Here is a 16247-nt window from a genome sequence, read left to right on the forward strand (position 1 = left end):
TCCCGCTAGACCGCTAGTTCGGTTTTAATTTCTAAACGGACGTTTGACGGACGGCATGGCCCAGAGAACGGGTTGGCGATAGTGATGCTCTCATCGCCAGCGGGATGTCCAAGAGATAGCGGTCTTTGATCTCCTCGCTGTCGAACATCTCGATAGCGCGAGGGGAAACCATCTGCTGGCTGTAGAGATACTCGGCCGTATCAGGACCGATATAGTTGACGGCTTCGATACAAAATATGGCCTCGAATCCGCCCATGTCACCGCCGTACTCCTCGGTGATGTTCAATCTAAGATTCCTGCGACCGATCAGCAGATCCGGAACGAGAAGTTGACCGCTACTGTCCCGTGAATTCGGGATCGCGGCTCTCGATTCGGGCCGTGAACCCTTCAGTGTAGTCGTCGGTCTCGGTCAACATCTCGCCGAGTTCCCCCTCGCGTTGGAGGCCTTGCTCAAGCGGGGTCTCCAGTGCGGCGTTCAACATTTGCCGAGCGTACTTCATGCCGAGCGGCGCGTTTTCGGTTAGTGAATCTGCCCACTCGCGAGCCCGCCCGTCGGTCGCCGATCGGTCGTCGACGACCTCGTGGACGAGTCCGCACTGTTCGGCCTCCTGCGGATCGATGTACTCGCCAGTGAGGACAAGTTCCTTCGCTTTCGAGAGGCCCACTAGTCGTGGGAGACGCTGCGTCGCGCCGCCGGAGGGGAATAGCCCAAGCTTGACCTCGATAACGCCATACTTGGCGTCTTCGCTGATAATTCTGAAGTCGACCGGCAATACGAGTTCGAACGCGCCAGCGATAGCGGCTCCCTTGATGCTCGCGACGGTAGGAACGCTCATGTTGTCGATGAAGTGTGTGATGTCGTCAAGACCTATCTCGAGGTTCGGTGCGTCGTCCTCGCCACGCTGTTTCATCATCTCGAGGTCCATCCCGGCACAGAAGACATCTCCCTCGCCGAGAAGCACCATGGCCCGAACGTTGTCGCGTGCCTCGACTTCCTCAAGTGCCGTGCGCAGGTCGCGCAGTAGTGCCTGATTCATCGCGTTGCGTTGCTCCGGTCGGTTTAGAACGACATCTGCACGGTGGTCTTCGATACCTAGCAGTACATTACCGCCTCCAATCTCTTGCATACACGTACTCTATCACGATCGTTCACATAAAACTTCAGTCTATTCAGGGCGTTGTTCATTAGAGTTTGAATGAGTGAGGCGGTGGAATTCGTTGTTCTATGCCAGAATTTGACCGCCTCGACGGTCTAGTATCGGGATTGAGTTAGATTTTGTGGAGCACGAGCAAACACCGCGCACAAGCTTATGGAACTCAGCATCCGGCTCCAGTTATATTTATCATCATTCTCAGATACTGTATGTAACTTAGAGCAATTGGTGTCAAACAAGCGCGATCGACCATTTACAACAGGATCCAAAAAGCTGACTTACAGCCGATAGACGGTGCCCAGTTGGATGACATTGCACTTGACGAGACCATGATCCACCTCGACAACCAGCGCTACTGGCTGTACACTTCTGTCACCCCAAAGCGAACAAACATCTCCATTTTAGTCTGTTTTCGACGCGAAACGAGGATCTTTTTCGATCTATTCCTCTGAAACCACTGAAAAACGTGACATCGACGATACGATGTTTCTCGTCGTTCGGGCCCCTATCTAAAAGTTATACTTAATTTATACAATCTCACACGGGATATACGAAAGTCAAAACGCTGTCGAACATCATATTCAAGAAGTAAATCGATGAACCTACTAGTTTAGAAATTGCTTCAGAAACGCTGAACCGAATATCGCCGAAACTTAGCTCCAGACCTACACATACATATTGAATCAGAGGGTGTCATAGAACAGTTCGCATACCAAAGAGCAGGGTGAACGCTGAGGTGGATGAATTCAGCGACCCTGCAAGATGATCCTTCGGTAGAATCATTCTTGAATGCCGTGGAAACGGAGACGTTGGCGTTATCCGAGCATCTCTCCTTCGAGTTTCTCGGAGAGTTCGACGTGTTCGCCCCGGCGAAGACGGGGCGAACACGAGACTTCGAGCCACCAGAGATGATGTGTGGCTTTCTGCACTGCTATTACAAGGACATCTACGGCATCCGTCCGGTTGCACGAGAACTGAACAACACAGTTGTCTGGCTCAGCTGTGGTTTCGATCGACCGCCGTCGAGAGACGCGGTCGATCGCTTCCTCACTGACCTCGAACTCGTCGTTGACCGGGTCTTCGACCAATTCGTCGAGCAGGCCGCCTTGCGGGGCCTGCTCGACTTGACCTACTCGATTGATTCGACAGACGTGAGGACGATGCCCGCCGACCAAGATGCGTCGAAATGTTACGATCCAACGGCTGAAGAGTACTACTACGGCTACGGCTGCACGATTATTTCGACGGGGTCAAAGATCCCGATCGCGGCGGAGTTTACTGAAAGCAAACAAGCACCAGAGGAGACGGCGATGCGCGTCACATGTGACGCACTCGCCGTCGGGAAACCGATGTGGATGCTCGGTGACAGCGCGTACGACACACTCGACTGGCACGACCACCTGCTGGCCGCAGGGGTCGTGCCAGTCGTCCCGTACAACCCGCGAAACACCGACGATCCAAAAGACATCGAGTACAGGGTCGAAGACCGCATCGAGGAACACAGCGAGGAAGTTCAACTGAAGCAATCGATGCTAGACGAGACGTACAACCGCCGGACAGGCGTCGAACGAACCAACGAATCAGTCAAGGACTGCGGCCTCAGGCGAACGCACGCCCGAGGGCGCGTCCACGCACGGGCACAGGTGTTCCTCGCGCTGTGCCTTCGCCTCGTCGTTGCAATCACCAACTATGAACGCGGAGACAATCCGGGAAGCACGATCATCACGGTGTGACAAGAGTTCTATGACACCCTCATTGAATCAACTAATCTGAACACAGCTGCCTATCGCTGTCGAAGCCGCATCGGTAGACCGTTCTTTGTCTGCATAGTGATCTCTGGTTCGATGGTGATCGTCGGATCCCCACCAGCCCATTCGAGGGTCCACTGTTGACCGATTGTCGCCAGCACCAGCGTCGCCTCGAGGCGAGCAAACTCACGACCGATACACGTCCGACGACCACCTCCGAACGGGATGAACGCGTGGTCAGCGAGTTCCGCTTCGAAATCATCTGTCCACCGGTCGGGCCGAAATGAGAGGGGATCGTCGTAGAACCGCTCATCACGATGAGCCGAAATAATTGACAGATGTACTTCCTCGTCGGCCGGGATCTGGTAGCCATCGACCTGGACATCTCGAGTCGTCTCCCGGGGGATCGTATGGATGGGCGGATACAGTCGGAGGGTCTCGGTGACGATTCGGTTTGTGAGATCGAGGCTTGCAATGTCTTTCGGTGTCGGTGGTTCATCCCCCAGAACAGTATCGAGTTCGTCGTGGAACGCTTGCCGAATCTCAGGATTCATCGCCAGCGAGTACCAGGCGAATCCGAGTGCCGCGGCAGTGGTCTCGTACCCAGCAAAGATCATCGTGAGCATCTGGTCTTCGACTTCCTCCGTGCTCAGACGGTCTTGACCACTTGCTCCGCGTGCCTCGTGGAGCTTCGATAAGAGCGTCTCTTGCTGGAGGTCGTTCGGCTGTGGGCTGTCCACTCGTTCCGAATCTGCACTGTACTCCGCAAGCAGTTGTCGAACTTCCGTTCGGAGACGCTCTACTGAGTCGCCGAACTCTCGTCGTGATGGTGTCGGAATCCAGTTCGGTAAGAGCCAGGACGTCGGCGCGAACCATTTGTTGAGTCCTTCTGATGCTGCGCGGAGATCGTCGCCTTCCCCCGGAGGTAATTCGCGCCCAAAGAGTGTCGCAAAAAGGATCTCTATTGTGAGATCCTGCATCTCCGATTCTATATTTCGAGTCTCGCCTGGCTTCCACGTAGCGAGTCGTCGTTGCGTAGCGTTGACCATATACTCGCTATATCCCCCGATTCGATCCCGATGAAATAATGGTTGGAGCTGATGTCGGCTAGGTAGCCGCTGAATGCACGGAACGGACATTCGTTGCAGGTGTTTTCTTGCCGTAGCAAAGAACCCACTGACGGAATCGGGCCGCAATCTCAGAATCAGTTCCTCAAAGCGTGAAACAAACGAACGTCCGATAGAGCCGACGCTCACGACCGGGCGGTCGCAGGGATGGCCGGGCGTCAGTCAGGCGGATCGAGCCCGTGGTACTGCTTCGCCACGGTCAGAAACTGGTTCGCATCCACTCGGGGCTTGTATGTGCGGTTCTCGCCGTCGATGGCGATCTTCACGAGCAGGTCCACCAGCCGCCAGACGTTATAGAGGACGCACGCGAACGCGAAATTGAAGAACCGATAGTCGCGTTCGGTCGAGGTGGTTCGCACCATGAAGTGTTTCTGCTTCTTGAAGCCGTTCTCAATACCCCAACGGTGCCGATACCACCGGATCAGCCGCTCGATCATGTGAATGAACTCCTTTCCGTTCATCTGCTGACCGTCGGCGTCGCGGGTGGTCACGTAGGGGTGGTTCGTCTCGAAGACGACGGTTTCGCTGGTGTCGACGTCTCCGTTCTGTGCTCTCTGCTTGCGCTCTTCGATGTCTTCCTCGCGTTGGATGTCCGCGAGCAGCCGCGAGAACGACATCCCTTCGCTCGGTTCGCCCTCCACGTCCTCGAACCCCCACTCGCCGCATATCTCCGTCCAGACTGCCGAGAGATCGTCGTCTTCATCCTCGTTGTCCGAGTTCGACCGTTTCGGGAGGTAGACCTGCTTACGCGTGAGCGTCCCCTCGTCGGCTTTCTCCTCCGTGACGTGGAACCGTTTGCCGTTGCGGTACATCCACTCGATGGTCTCGGCCTCGTCGCTGTTCGTGAAGATGCGCGTCGGATTCAGGTAGTGGAGGCCGTGTTCTTCACAGGTCTCTTTCACTGGGTCGCTGTCGAACTCACGGTCCATCATCACGAGGTCGATATCCACCATCTGGGTCGTGTGTTCCAGCAGTTTCTCCACGATCTCGTCTTTCGATTGGCCTCGTTCGCGCGGGACAATGTCGAGCACGAGCGGGACGTCCATCCCAACGATCTTGAGCACGGCCCACTGGTAGTAGTCGTTGCCGTCCTTGTAGCCGAGGATGTCGTCCTCGTGGCCCTCTTCGTCGCCAGTGAACGGGAATCCCTTGGTCACGTCGATAGCCGCAAAGACCGGCCCGCCGAGCTCGCCGTTCTGGCGGGCGCGAGCGATCAACATCCGCGTGGTGTTGCGCAGCATCTCCCGAATCCCCCCGACTGAGAGCTTCCCGATCTGATAGCGGTGGGTCGATCCCGTGGGAATCCGCTCTCGTGTCGTATCGAGCGAGAACGAGGCGGGGCCGCTGCGCGCGTACATGTCCTCGCGCATCCCCATGTAGGCGTGTTGCTCCCAGAAGGCGTTCTCGTGAATCTGCCAGTTCTGGCCGCGAGAGAGCGCGAAGGCGTCGGTCACGAACGGTTTGGCCTGCTGCCAGACCTCGTCGGTCTTTGCGGCGACAAGCTGGTGCTTGGGACGGCTGTCGGGGTCGGAGTCAGCCGGTCCGTGAGTCTCGATCCGATCGGGAAGCGACACCTCACAGGCGCGTGCGGCCCTCACAATCGTATCGGCACACTCCTGTACGGCGTCACGAAGTTGTTCGCTGAAACGTTCGTTCCACGCACGCCAGAACGTCGATTGATTCGGGAGCGACTCAAAGCCGAGCTTTTGACGGAGCGAGGGATGGGCTCGGAGGTGGTCGTGGAGTGCGGTTTCGTCCCAGCCGTTGAGTTCCTTGAGCAGAGCCGCTCGAACGTGGACTGCCATCGGATATCGCCCCGAATACGGCGCTAACGAATCGTGTGTGGCGAACGTGAGATGATCGATCGGGAGGTGGCAGATCAGCGTCTCGATATCGGCGTAGCTCTTCCACCGCTCGCACTGTGCCTGTGCGATGGTCGTGACATCCGCGACGAAACCGTCGAGACCATCACCACTCCCGTCGGGTTCGCCCTCGAAAAACCGGGGCTGGTCGTTGTAGCCGGTGGCGTCGGCGACGAGAGCCGCTGCCACCATCTCCGCCGTGTCGTTCAGCGGGGTTGTGGTGGATGATTTTGCGTCGATACGTGCATCTGTGTCGGCTGAGTCCGACTCTGGCGTTGACTTCGTACCCATATCGTATATCTAACCGTACCCACAAGTCGTCCGGCAGACGAACACTGGACGGAGGGCTCGCTGCGTACACGCGGCTACCGTAGTACAGTGAATGTTGTCCCATCGGTTTCTGCCGAGTACGACGACCGCCTTGTCACCTGCTCATGATCGAGTCGGTTGGCTCAAGCGCACTGATGACTCCGAACGCTTGCTCTCCCACGAACAGTTACTGTTCTGGTCTTCTCGTCGGTGCGGGTGGGTGTTCGCTCTGGCCATCGAGCGGCGGGAGGTCCTTCTCGCCAGCGCTGACCTTTGCGCGTTCGAGTCGCCACTGGTCGTTGTCGAACGGGACGTCGTAGTTCGCCTCGGCCCGTGCGAGGACGCTCTGGACGGCTGACTCGGGAATTTCGAAAAAGGCGGCGGTGGCGTGTTTCTCGCGGCCCTTGCGCACCTCGCGGATAAACGTCTGGGCACGAACGTATTCGGCGGGAATCTGCTGGAGGAAGCCGTCCTCGACGGTGTAGCCGAAGGGTGGGCGACCAACGCGCTTGCCGTCGGCGATGGCGGCGTCGATGCCCTCCTGGACACGCGAGCGAATCATCTTGCGCTCGGCATCGGCGAACACCATCATCATGTTGAGCATCATCTCGGCCATCCAGTCGTCCTCCCCGACGGTCCCGATAGGTTGGTTCACGAGGTCGATGTCGATGCCCTTCTCGCGGAGGTCCTCGACGAAACCGGCGAGGTCCAAACCGTCAACAACGACCTCGACCCGGGTGACACGTTCGAGGTGGAGAAAACCTTCTCCGAGGTCTCCCCCGAAGATTACGATGCGCTCGTCGTTCCGGGTGGCTCCGTCGGAGCGGACCAACTCCGCGCAGACGGCGACGCAGTGGATCTCGTCAGGGAGTTCATCGAGGCAGGAAAGCCCGCAGGAGTCATCTGCCACGGCCCGTGGATGCTGGTCGAGGCCGACGTGGTCGAGGGTCGGACGCTGACTTCCTTCCCCAGTTTACAGACCGACATCCGCAACGCGGGCGGCGAGTGGGTTAACGAGGAAGTCGTCGTCGACGAGGGACTGGTGACCAGCCGCAAGCCCGACGACTTGGATGCCTTCTGTGATAAAATCATCGAGGAGTTCGAGGAGGGTCGCCACTAACGGCGCGGTAGCACGAAAGGGTCCATCGCAACGTCCGGCGTTCGTGAACGAGATGTGAGATTCGTCTTTGCTGCTTCTGTCTGTCCAATTTCAGATGTTAGGGGAGTTTGGCCTCCAGTACGTCGATTTCTTCTATCTCCGGCGGTTCTGCGAACAGCTCGTCCGCGTTTTCCTCCAAGGCAGCAGCGATTTCGCCCGAGAGATGCGCTTCCCGACCGGATTCATCCGGAAAGGTGTCGAAGATGCCGAACGTCGAATCGTCCATGCGGAGCGCGAACCACGTGGTGGTGTCCGGTTCTTCCTCGGCTATCGGCAGTGCCGAACGGAGGAATTCCTCGACATCGGATTCTTTGCCGGACTGTGCTTGGAGTCGAACGAGGAGGGCGACGTTTGCGTCGGTCATACCCAGTCCGTACGTGTGTGTGCAACTCACATAAACATTTATGCTAGACGCTCATCCCGATACATTGCAACATAGCAGTTTCTCGAACCAGTCGTCCGGTGAGTTGAGTTTCAGTCCGAGGAATCCGAGGTATTTCTGGTGGTGGTGCTTCGAGACGCCCCTGAACTTCGCCAGCCACTGACGAAGGAAGCTATGGATCGTCTTCCTGCTCAACACGGTGTTGTTCATCGCCATCGGGCTCCAGGTGTCCTCCGAGCAAATCCTCGGTGTCGGCCAACTTGTCCTCGTTGCGCTCGTGCTCCTGTTGGCCGTCCGCGCCAGTGTCGTCTATGGGCTTTCGAAGAGACACACCACGCTATCGGCCGTTGATTCTGATTCGAAGTCGAAGCCAAAATCTACCGGCTAAAACAGGAAGAGACAGGTCTCAGTAACTTATTTCTCCAAAAACCGAAACAGTTACAGGAATACCACAAGGCCCCACCGGAAATCTCGCTCTGCGGGGTTTCCAAGACGACGAGTTCGTTGAGGGCGGAGCGACGGGTCGTCGATCAGTCGGTTCCGGGCTCGTTCTCCTCGACGTACGGGCGGGGCGTGGTGTGCGATCGGCCGCCCTTCCAGCTGAAGAGCACCTCGCGCGCGGAGAGCTCGCGGACCTCCGGGAAGCGCCGTTGTTCGGTCTGACCGTAGTTCACGAGCGCGACTAAGAACACGCCGCCGACGGTGTTCCCAAGCAACACCGGTAGCCAGAAATCGTAGAAAACAACGAGCAACCCAGGGCTGGGGACGTCGAGAAACACGAAAAAGAGCGCGTCCGCCGCCGCCGTGACGACGTGATAGAGTTCCGCTGCAGCGATCATGTAGAAGACACTGTAGATGAGCAACAGGCGGGCGATCGTGTCCTGCGCAGCAGTACCGAGCCACACTACCCCGGCGACGAGCCAGCCCGCGAACAGAGCTTTCAAGAACACGTCCCACCACGCGTGTTCGAGCCCACTCCTGGTGAACTCCGCGCCGGCGTGCATCGCTGCCGTCGAGAGGACGTGGCTATTGGCGAGAATGAACGCTCCGAGGCCCGCCCCGACGACGTTCGCGAACAGCACGATCCCCCAGACGCGCAACAGCAACGGGAGGCTGGCCAATCTGGTCAACACAAGCGCTACTGGAGGAAGGGTGTTCTCGGTATAGAGCTGATAGCGACCGACGATGATGTAGACGAACCCGAGCGGATAAAGAATCGCGGCCAAGAACCCGTTGTTCGGGAAGACTGCACTGCCCACCGCGTGGCCGACGAACGTCAACACGATCGCGAAGCCCGCAGCGATCCCACTGAAGAGCAGTTCCGTCGTACCGGTGGCGACCTCCTCGTCGGCGCTTGCAAGGAGTCGCTGGAAGATCTCGTTCGTCGAGAAGCGGTCGCCGATCGCCCAGCCGGTGACCGGCACGCCTGAGGCGGCGCGGTCCGGCTCATGGATCTGACCTTCTTGATCGGTCCCTTCGTCACTCATCCCGGTCCTCCAACGGAGTCGTCGATCCCGATGGTCAACGACGATCGTCGCACGCGACGGGGCGTCGATTCCCGTCGTCGATGGAGAGCCGTTCTCACGGTGAAGTTACGCATCAACGGGCGTACTCCGACCGACGGCTTGTTCTTTTCGTTGGTCGACCGACTGGCGAACGTTTCGACGACATCGTTCGGTCGGTGGCCGGGTAGCACGATCCTCCTCTCGGGTTCTCACGACGCCATCTCCCTGGGGTTCATCATCCCCTCTTTGACACCCCGTTTGAGGAGGAGGACGTTGACCGGGTACGCCGCGAGCAATCCCATCGTGAGCGAGAATACGAGCACACTCCAGAAGAGAACATCGCCCATCGTCGCCTCGCCCGCCAACCAGAGGTCGGTGCTGATCGCGACGACCTCCATCATCGCGATGCTGGCGGTCTCCGAGTAGAAGGCGTCGGCCAGCGCCTCACCAAATCCGACACCGTCTTCGAGCAGCGGGCCGACGGTCATCGTGTAGCCGAAGACGAACGCGAAGGTGAACGTTATCAGCGCAACAGGGAGCTTGCCGAGGGACAACAGACCCACGGCGATGACGACGCCAGTTATCTCGCCGGCACCGCATCCGGAATAACAGTGGCTCACCGAGCGAAAGCCCCGCCGCCACAGCGAGTCGTGGGCGATCTGTGCTCGGCCCGAGTACCAGTATACCAGTAGCCCGAGCGGCCCGGAGTAAAGCACAGTAAAGCCCCAGACGTACTTCATCAAGCTCCCCAACATCGAATTATTCGTCCGGAGATCCCAGGCGAGTACGGCGAGCGATCCGCAAACGAGCACCCCCCACACGGCGAGAAACGCCGGGTTCGTGAGAGCGCTTCGGAGCACCTCCTGGAGAGCACCGAGTCCGCTTCCGTCGTGTACGAGCTGGAGAAACGGCGTCGCTCTTGCCCCGACGTGTCCGAGCGGTCCCGTAATCCCCGCGATCGTGCTCACGAGGTGGCCTCCTCCTCGTCTTCACGGCGAAGCGGGACGCATCGCTCCTGGAAGACGTCCCCGTCTAAGCGTCCTAACACGTCGACCTGGGCCTGGTAATGATTGGGAACCGCGACCGTAGAGACTTGTACAGCACTGGCGATGTCGTGCTGGGTCACGCCTTCGATACAGAGCCGCGAGACGAAGTAGATCGCACCGGCAGCGAACACCGAGGGGGACTTCCCCAAGAGCGCTCTCTCCTCGACGCCCGCCCGGATGATCCTGTTCGCCTGGTGTTGGATCTCCCCCGAGAGACCAAGCGCCGAACAAAAGCGCGGAACGTACTTCGCAGGATCGACGGGTTCCAGATTGAGGTCGAGTTTTCCCGAGAGGTACTGGTGGGTATGCCCGATCTCGCTCTTCTCGACCCGCGAGACGTCGGCGAGTTCGTCGAGCGTGCGCGGGAGATCCTCGTCAGTTTCGACGACGAGCCCACAGGACGCACAGACGATCTCCCCGCGAGTCGGGACGTGACGAACGTCGGTCGAGTCACATTCCAGGCAGGTCCGGATTGTCGCACGAGGCGAGCGATCGGTCTCGGCATGGCTGTCGGTTCGAGCGTCGACGTTCCTCCCCGTTGAGCACGTTCCGACCTCGCTATTCAACCATGCCTCGTTTTGCGGCTGTATCATACCCATCGACGGTTGTGCTGTTCGGTAAAGATTTCGTCGGTCATCCATCGACAGTCACCTCGGTCGTGAGCAGGTCGCCACCGCCCGTCGCTGGCGATGGCACCAACCGCTCGAACGCCTCAGCTGGCGTCTCTAAGTTGTCCCAGTCGAGGCTCATGTGCGGGCGCTCCTCGTTATAGAAGGTGAGGAACTCGGAGAGAGTTCCGAACCGTCCGCGGTGTTTCTCGTAGGTCTGGAAGAACCGCTCGATCTTCCCATTCGACTGCGGTCGGCCGACTTTGCAGAGCGTGTGGTCGATGTCATTATCGTGGAGAAAGCGTTCAAACTCGTGATCGAGACACGGTCGATCATCTCGACGAGGATTGACGAACTCCGATCCGTGGTCGGTGATGACCTCCTGGATCGGGACAGTTTGGCTCGCCGAACTGCTGTCGGTCGCGATCGTATTAAAGACACCCCGCGAGGCGTCGTCTTCGACCGCCAGCACCTGCTGGCCACGGTTATTGCGGTACCAGTCCAGATGGACCGTCACCGCCGCATGCTCGCGTTCGAAGCGCACCCACGGCCGCTTGCGGCCCTGCTTGGTAGGATTCTCGGTCACGTGGTCGTGCTCCTGAAGGATCTCGTGAACGCGCTTGTTGGCGACCGAGAGACCGTCTCTGACGCGGAGTACGTGCACGATGACGACTGCGCCAGCGCCGAGGCGCTGACGTACGTCGAGTACGCGGTCTTCGAGATCGTCGGGATACTCTGCGTAGGGTCTGCGTCCTGGCGTCTCCAGCTGTGGAATCTCACCGCTTTCACGGTAGCTTTGGCGAGTTGCTGCACACGCCGCCGACTGACCTCGAACTGCTCAGCAACCACCGCAGTGTCCACGCCGTGATCAACAACTCGCTTACAGATCCGGGTGGCGTCATCCTCAGCAAGTTTCATCTCACCTGGTTGATCGGCGGGCAAATAGAGCCGACGAAATCTTTGGCGGACACTACATGCGGTCGCCAACGGACCAGTAGTATGGATAAAGCCGAAGGTGGCGAGGTGACTCGGTTTTGCAAACGAACCAATCCTGTTCACCGAACACGGCGTGACGACGGCCATCGAAGCAATACTGCTGTGAGAACATTGAAACGCCCTATTCTCCGGATTATACTGTCGGACAGAGTCGCGTACGGATTAGAATGGAATATCTATCTGCTGTCCGGTGATTCACCGGCGTCTGATATTCAATCACCTCTGTCCGACAGTATAGAACGCTCTCGACCGATCCCGTGAACCAGACCGAGATACCGTCTCCGCTCGACCACAGAAGTACACAGTTACGACCCAGAAGGCGTGACAGAGACGTCGTTTAATCGTAGCCTTTCCGGAAGCTGCGAAACTCGCTCCGATGGGATTCCTCGTCGCTGAGGATATCAATAGCGAGGTCTTCGGTGACCGGGTCGTCCGCCTCTCTGGCAGCTTCCATGAGCGACCGGTACGTATCGATTGCGTCTTCTTCGTATTCGATCACCCCGTCGATGACCGAGAGTACGTCGGCCGTGTCTTCCGGTGGTTGGAGTGCCTCTTGTTCCGGCTCAAATTCGAATGAAGCCGGGGGCTGGGCATCGAGTTCCTTTAGTCGCTTCCCGATTCGCTCAGCGTGAATGAGTTCTTCCTGCTTCGCGTCGGCTCGGAGGCTCTCTTTGACCTCTTCTGCGCTGACCCCATCGAGGACGGTCGCGTTCGTCAGGTAGTTCATTACGGTCTCGATCTCGTCGTTGTAGGCGCTTCGGAGCAGCTCTATCACCTGTTCGTTTGTCATATGATCCCGCTACTCAATGCAGAGTATTAGAGATATGGGTTCCTTTCGATTGGGGTCTGGAGCGCGAGCTGCTCCACCACAACGCCCGTAATCGACGAGCATGACGCATCTATAGGCCAATTTTCGTCGACTTCAGACGAGGATTTAAATAGCTTCGGTTCCTATCTACTGATGTAGCAATTCGTTGTATCGCCGTCGCAATCAACCCAGTGAGCATGCGCTCACTCGTACGTCATCTTGGAAGGCAACACAACCCGCATCCGTACGCACGAATCGAACGAACAAACCACTGAAGACACACGCGAAGAAACCACTGACGAAACCGAACGCGTCTGCCCCGAGTGCGGTGGCCGACTCGTGAACGACGCCGAGCACGGCGAAACCACCTGCGCCGAGTGTGGTCTCGTTGTCAAGGAGGACGAGATCGATCACGGCCCCGAGTGGCGCGCGTTCGACTCGGCCGAACGCGATCGAAAGAAACGCACCGGCGCACCCACCACGAAGCTGATGCACGACAAGGGGCTGTCGAGCCAGATCGGCTGGCAGAACAAGGACGCCTACGGCAACGCCCTGAGTTCGCGCAAGCGCCAGCAGATGAGTCGCCTCCGCACGTGGGACGAGCGCTTTCGCACTCGCAACTCGAAGGAACGCAATCTCAAACAGGCGCTCGCCGAAATCGAGCGCATGGGGAGCGCGCTCGGCGTCCCGGAGGATGTCCGCGAGACCGCGAGCGTCATCTACCGACGGGCGCTCTCGGAGGATCTCCTGCCAGGGCGCTCCATCGAGGGCGTCACGACCGCCGCGCTGTACGCCGCGATTCGCCAGATGGGACTTCCCCGAAGCGTCGAGGAGGTCGGAGCGGTGTCGCGCGTGGACGAGATGGAGTTCAAGCGCGCCTACCGCTACATCAATCAGGAACTCAGCCTCGAAGTCGGGCCGCCGGCTCCCGACCAGTACCTGCCGCGGTTCGCGTCCGACCTCGATGTGAACGACGAGACCGAAGGCCGTGCTCGTGAACTCATTCAAACGGTGATGGAAGAAGGAGCACACTCCGGCAAGAGTCCCGTCGGCCTCGCCGGCGCTGCGCTGTACGCTGCTGGTATCCTGACGAACGATGGACTGACGCAGGACGAAGTCAGCGAGGTGGTCGGCGTCAGCACCGTCACGATCCGGAATCGATATCAAGAGCTGCTCGAAGTCGAAGGGAAGCGTCAGCAGGCTGAACAGCGAGAATACACCGAGACGGAGGCAGCAGTCTAATGACGGATCGACTGGCCTGCCGGGAGTGTCACAGTCTCCACGAGGCGAGCGTGCAAGCCTGTCCCGTCTGTGGCTCGTCAAGCCTCAGCGATGACTGGGCGGGCTGTGTCATCGTTGCCCACCCGAACCAAAGCGATGTCGCAGGGGCGATGATCGTCACCCAGCCGGGACATATGCCCTAAAGGTTATAACAGCGCGAAAATCGGCTTCTTATGACGCCATGCTTGCCGGATTTGCCATCCCTTCTTTCACACCTCACTTGATGAGGAGGACGTTGACAGGGTACGCTGCGATCACCCCCATCGAAAGCGAAAATACGAGCGCACTCCAGAAGAGCTGAAGGCAGGCAGGTGGTTTTCTCATGCATGATGGATATCGGAATCAATTGATGATCTAAATTCCACATAGGACTATGCATAATGAATCGACCTAGCCGAGTTCAGGTTGGAGGATTCCTCGTTGGCGACTCCATTGCTCTCCCTCTGTCGACAGCAATCCATTGCCAAACACCCGCTGAAAGTCCGCGGTCTTTCCGAATGCATCGATGTCAGTCACCAGCGCTTGTTTGAAATACTCCGGATGTGCGAGGACGTAGACGTCGACGCTAGGAAGTTCCATCCGATAGAGGTCTCCACACTCGTTCGTCGCGCGGTCAACAAACTCAAACGGACTTCGAGCAAAGTCGAGTGTATGCCCGATCACTGGGTCCCCTGAGGGCGCGGGAGGGAGAGGAGCGTTCGGATCCATAGTAATTCATCCATATAGAACACAAATAAATCCACTGTAGATCTACGCACAACTGTTAAATATATTCGTATAATGTAACTTTTGTATTGTGGTTGGTGATATCGATAGCCAATAAGATTGAATAACTATTAGATCAAAGAGACAGATAGGAAACCCAATATGGGGGACACAACTGTGACTGGAAATATACGCCAAGCAAAGAACCCCCTTACAGGCGAAAAACTCGTTGTCCGGAACGTTATCAATGAGACAGTCGACTCGGCGCGTCTCAACGTTTTACGAGCTATGGGAGACCTCTCGAGCCCCGTGGCACAGACTGATGTTGCCCGACAGGCCGATATCTCCCGGCAGGCTGCCTCTAATCATCTCGCGGTTCTCCGAGACCGTGGATTCGTCAACAATCATAACACAGGGATTGAGCTAACTGCTGGTGGCCTCTTACTCCTGGATGTTATTGAGAGCTGTCTTCAGACGGTCTCAGTTGAGGGACTATCATTCCTGACTCGCTCCGACCATCCGATAGGGGTATTAAGAACACTTGAGGGACAATCATACCGTCCGAGTGAGCTAGAATCAACAGTGAGCAGTTCCCCGTCACGGCCTACAATTGGGCGTATCCTCAAGGCCTTCGCAAAGTATGGCTGGAGCCAAGATGACGGGGGACAACAGCAGATCACACCTGCCGGAACACGAGCTCTAAATGCCTATGTTGATTTGGCGACGGCAGTTGAGCAACTCATAGAGAAAGCGCCATGGCTACAGCGCCTCCCGATAGAAGATGCGACCTTTCCAATTCCGGAATTGGCCGACGCTGAATTAATCATTTCCACCCCTACTCGCCCCTCTTCAGTACTTTGGACAGCTCTCAAGCTCTATGACCGACAAACAAGCCGCTTTCGGGGGTTTTGCTCGGTTTTTAATCCAGTTCTGTTCCACGCCTATCGAGGATTGCTTGAACTCGGTATTGAAGGCGAGGCTATCCTTGATTTGCCAACCTATGTCGAAGCCGCTGAAAACCCTCAAACCCAGTATGTGGTCCACAGCTCGACGTATAACAACTACCAGCCCCTGGTCCTCGATCGTGCGCATACGCTCGGTATCGGTATCTACGATACTCGTAAGGTCGCTATTGGAGCATACAATGAATCCGGTAGTGGAAAGCATATTGTGATGATTGTCACCTCTAACGAACGACTTGTCGAATGGGGGATCAACTTATACGAGTCCTATCGCGCGCAAGCTCGACCTGCCTCTGAACTGGAACCAAAGGAGACTTAGAATTCATCAAACGCCTGCCTATTGATTATCCGTGGGCGACAGAGAGTCATTTGAGAATTGAATAACAGTACGGATTACATACATATTTACGGTGTAAACGCCAGTGAGAATATAGTTGTTCTCCTCGATATTTCGCCTGGTGAGAACCAGTGGTGAAACATCCAATGGAGTTAATTCAGAACCGACTCGCTCGAGAAGTACCTTCTCTCGAGTTTGCGCAGTCAGCGAGTGATCTGTGAGTAAAAGAATGGTGAAACGAACTACCACGACGACTAT

General features: G+C 57.4%; 16 protein-coding genes and 2 pseudogenes. 5 read left to right on the forward strand and 13 right to left on the reverse strand.

All coding sequences use genetic code 11. From position 1 onward, the window contains the following. Positions 1-31: 31 nt before the first annotated feature. Positions 32-286, reverse strand: a complete 255-nt coding sequence (locus AC0QDI_RS23460) for a hypothetical protein (protein ID WP_474672351.1) — start codon at positions 284-286, stop codon at positions 32-34. A 49-nt stretch (positions 287-335) separates the two neighbouring features. Continuing rightward, entirely contained in the window at positions 336-1127 is a 792-nt protein-coding gene (locus AC0QDI_RS23465) for an enoyl-CoA hydratase/isomerase family protein (protein WP_474672352.1), read from the reverse strand. Positions 1128-1894: 767 nt separating this feature from the next. Between AC0QDI_RS23465 and AC0QDI_RS23470 the strand changes: the two genes are divergently transcribed. Continuing rightward, positions 1895-2887 carry a transposase gene (locus AC0QDI_RS23470; RefSeq protein ID WP_474672353.1) on the forward strand — a complete coding sequence of 331 codons (993 nt, stop codon included), beginning with the start codon at positions 1895-1897 and terminating at the stop codon, positions 2885-2887. A 50-nt stretch (positions 2888-2937) separates the two neighbouring features. On the opposite strand, the gene AC0QDI_RS23475 is transcribed toward AC0QDI_RS23470, so the two are convergent. The 3 genes from AC0QDI_RS23475 to AC0QDI_RS23485 all read right to left on the reverse strand — a co-directional run bounded on the left by AC0QDI_RS23475 (position 2938) and on the right by AC0QDI_RS23485 (position 6855). Next, on the reverse strand, positions 2938-4041 hold the full coding sequence (locus AC0QDI_RS23475) for a cytochrome P450 (RefSeq protein ID WP_474672354.1): 1104 nt from the start codon (positions 4039-4041) through the stop codon (positions 2938-2940). Between the two features lie 146 nt (positions 4042-4187). Beyond that, positions 4188-6083, reverse strand: a complete 1896-nt coding sequence (locus tag AC0QDI_RS23480; protein ID WP_323174757.1) for a transposase — start codon at positions 6081-6083, stop codon at positions 4188-4190. Between the two features lie 304 nt (positions 6084-6387). Continuing rightward, on the reverse strand, positions 6388-6855 hold the full coding sequence (locus AC0QDI_RS23485; RefSeq protein ID WP_323174758.1) for a recombinase family protein: 468 nt from the start codon (positions 6853-6855) through the stop codon (positions 6388-6390). Here AC0QDI_RS23485 and AC0QDI_RS23490 point away from each other — a divergent pair. Continuing rightward, on the forward strand, positions 6775-7320 hold the full coding sequence (locus AC0QDI_RS23490) for a type 1 glutamine amidotransferase domain-containing protein (RefSeq protein ID WP_460921050.1): 546 nt from the start codon (positions 6775-6777) through the stop codon (positions 7318-7320). The two genes, AC0QDI_RS23485 and AC0QDI_RS23490, sit on opposite strands and share 81 nt — an antisense overlap. Positions 7321-7417: 97 nt before the next feature. Here the strand turns inward: AC0QDI_RS23490 and AC0QDI_RS23495 are convergent, their stop codons facing one another. The 7 genes and pseudogenes from AC0QDI_RS23495 to AC0QDI_RS23525 form a co-directional block, all read right to left on the reverse strand. Then, positions 7418-7723 (reverse strand): putative quinol monooxygenase, encoded by a 306-nt coding sequence (locus AC0QDI_RS23495; protein ID WP_248898341.1) that lies wholly within the window; start codon positions 7721-7723, stop codon positions 7418-7420. A 51-nt stretch (positions 7724-7774) separates the two neighbouring features. Continuing rightward, positions 7775-7918, reverse strand: a pseudogene (locus AC0QDI_RS23500) (IS1595 family transposase); the annotation flags it as partial. Positions 7919-8271: 353 nt separating this feature from the next. Further along, a complete protein-coding gene (locus AC0QDI_RS23505; RefSeq protein ID WP_008415516.1) occupies positions 8272-9228 on the reverse strand; it encodes a formate/nitrite transporter family protein in 957 nt (318 codons plus the stop codon). 227 nt (positions 9229-9455) lie between these two features. Next, positions 9456-10214 (reverse strand): DUF4396 domain-containing protein, encoded by a 759-nt coding sequence (locus tag AC0QDI_RS23510; protein ID WP_008415517.1) that lies wholly within the window; start codon positions 10212-10214, stop codon positions 9456-9458. After that, positions 10211-10885: a transcription factor TFIIB cyclin-related protein gene (locus AC0QDI_RS23515; protein ID WP_008415518.1), complete on the reverse strand. Its 675-nt coding sequence runs from the start codon at positions 10883-10885 to the stop codon at positions 10211-10213. The genes AC0QDI_RS23510 and AC0QDI_RS23515 overlap by 4 nt, the downstream gene beginning before the upstream one ends. Before the next feature lie 40 nt (positions 10886-10925). Next, a complete protein-coding gene (locus tag AC0QDI_RS23520) occupies positions 10926-11564 on the reverse strand; it encodes an IS481 family transposase (protein ID WP_238532957.1) in 639 nt (212 codons plus the stop codon). 669 nt (positions 11565-12233) lie between these two features. After that, the gene (locus tag AC0QDI_RS23525; protein ID WP_008415522.1) at positions 12234-12686 is read right to left on the reverse strand and encodes a ferritin-like domain-containing protein; all 453 of its coding nucleotides are present in this window, start codon (positions 12684-12686) and stop codon (positions 12234-12236) included. Between the two features lie 237 nt (positions 12687-12923). Here AC0QDI_RS23525 and AC0QDI_RS23530 point away from each other — a divergent pair, with 237 nt between their 5' ends. Together AC0QDI_RS23530 and spt4 are read left to right on the forward strand one after the other, a co-directional pair. Then, entirely contained in the window at positions 12924-13946 is a 1023-nt protein-coding gene (locus AC0QDI_RS23530) for a transcription initiation factor IIB (protein ID WP_474672357.1), read from the forward strand. Beyond that, positions 13946-14133, forward strand: a pseudogene (spt4, locus tag AC0QDI_RS23535) (transcription elongation factor subunit Spt4); the annotation flags it as partial. The gene AC0QDI_RS23530 and the pseudogene spt4, both read left to right, overlap by 1 nt. Before the next feature lie 242 nt (positions 14134-14375). On the opposite strand, the gene AC0QDI_RS23540 reads toward spt4, so the two are convergent. Next, positions 14376-14693, reverse strand: a complete 318-nt coding sequence (locus AC0QDI_RS23540) for a cytochrome P450 (RefSeq protein WP_474672359.1) — start codon at positions 14691-14693, stop codon at positions 14376-14378. A 306-nt stretch (positions 14694-14999) separates the two neighbouring features. On the opposite strand from AC0QDI_RS23540, the gene AC0QDI_RS23545 reads away from it, so the two are divergent. After that, complete coding sequence (locus tag AC0QDI_RS23545) at positions 15000-15971, forward strand: helix-turn-helix transcriptional regulator (RefSeq protein WP_474672361.1); 972 nt, start codon at positions 15000-15002, stop codon at positions 15969-15971. Positions 15972-16247: the final 276 nt, after the last annotated feature.

Source organism: Natrinema sp. LJW11 (genome assembly GCF_056135975.1).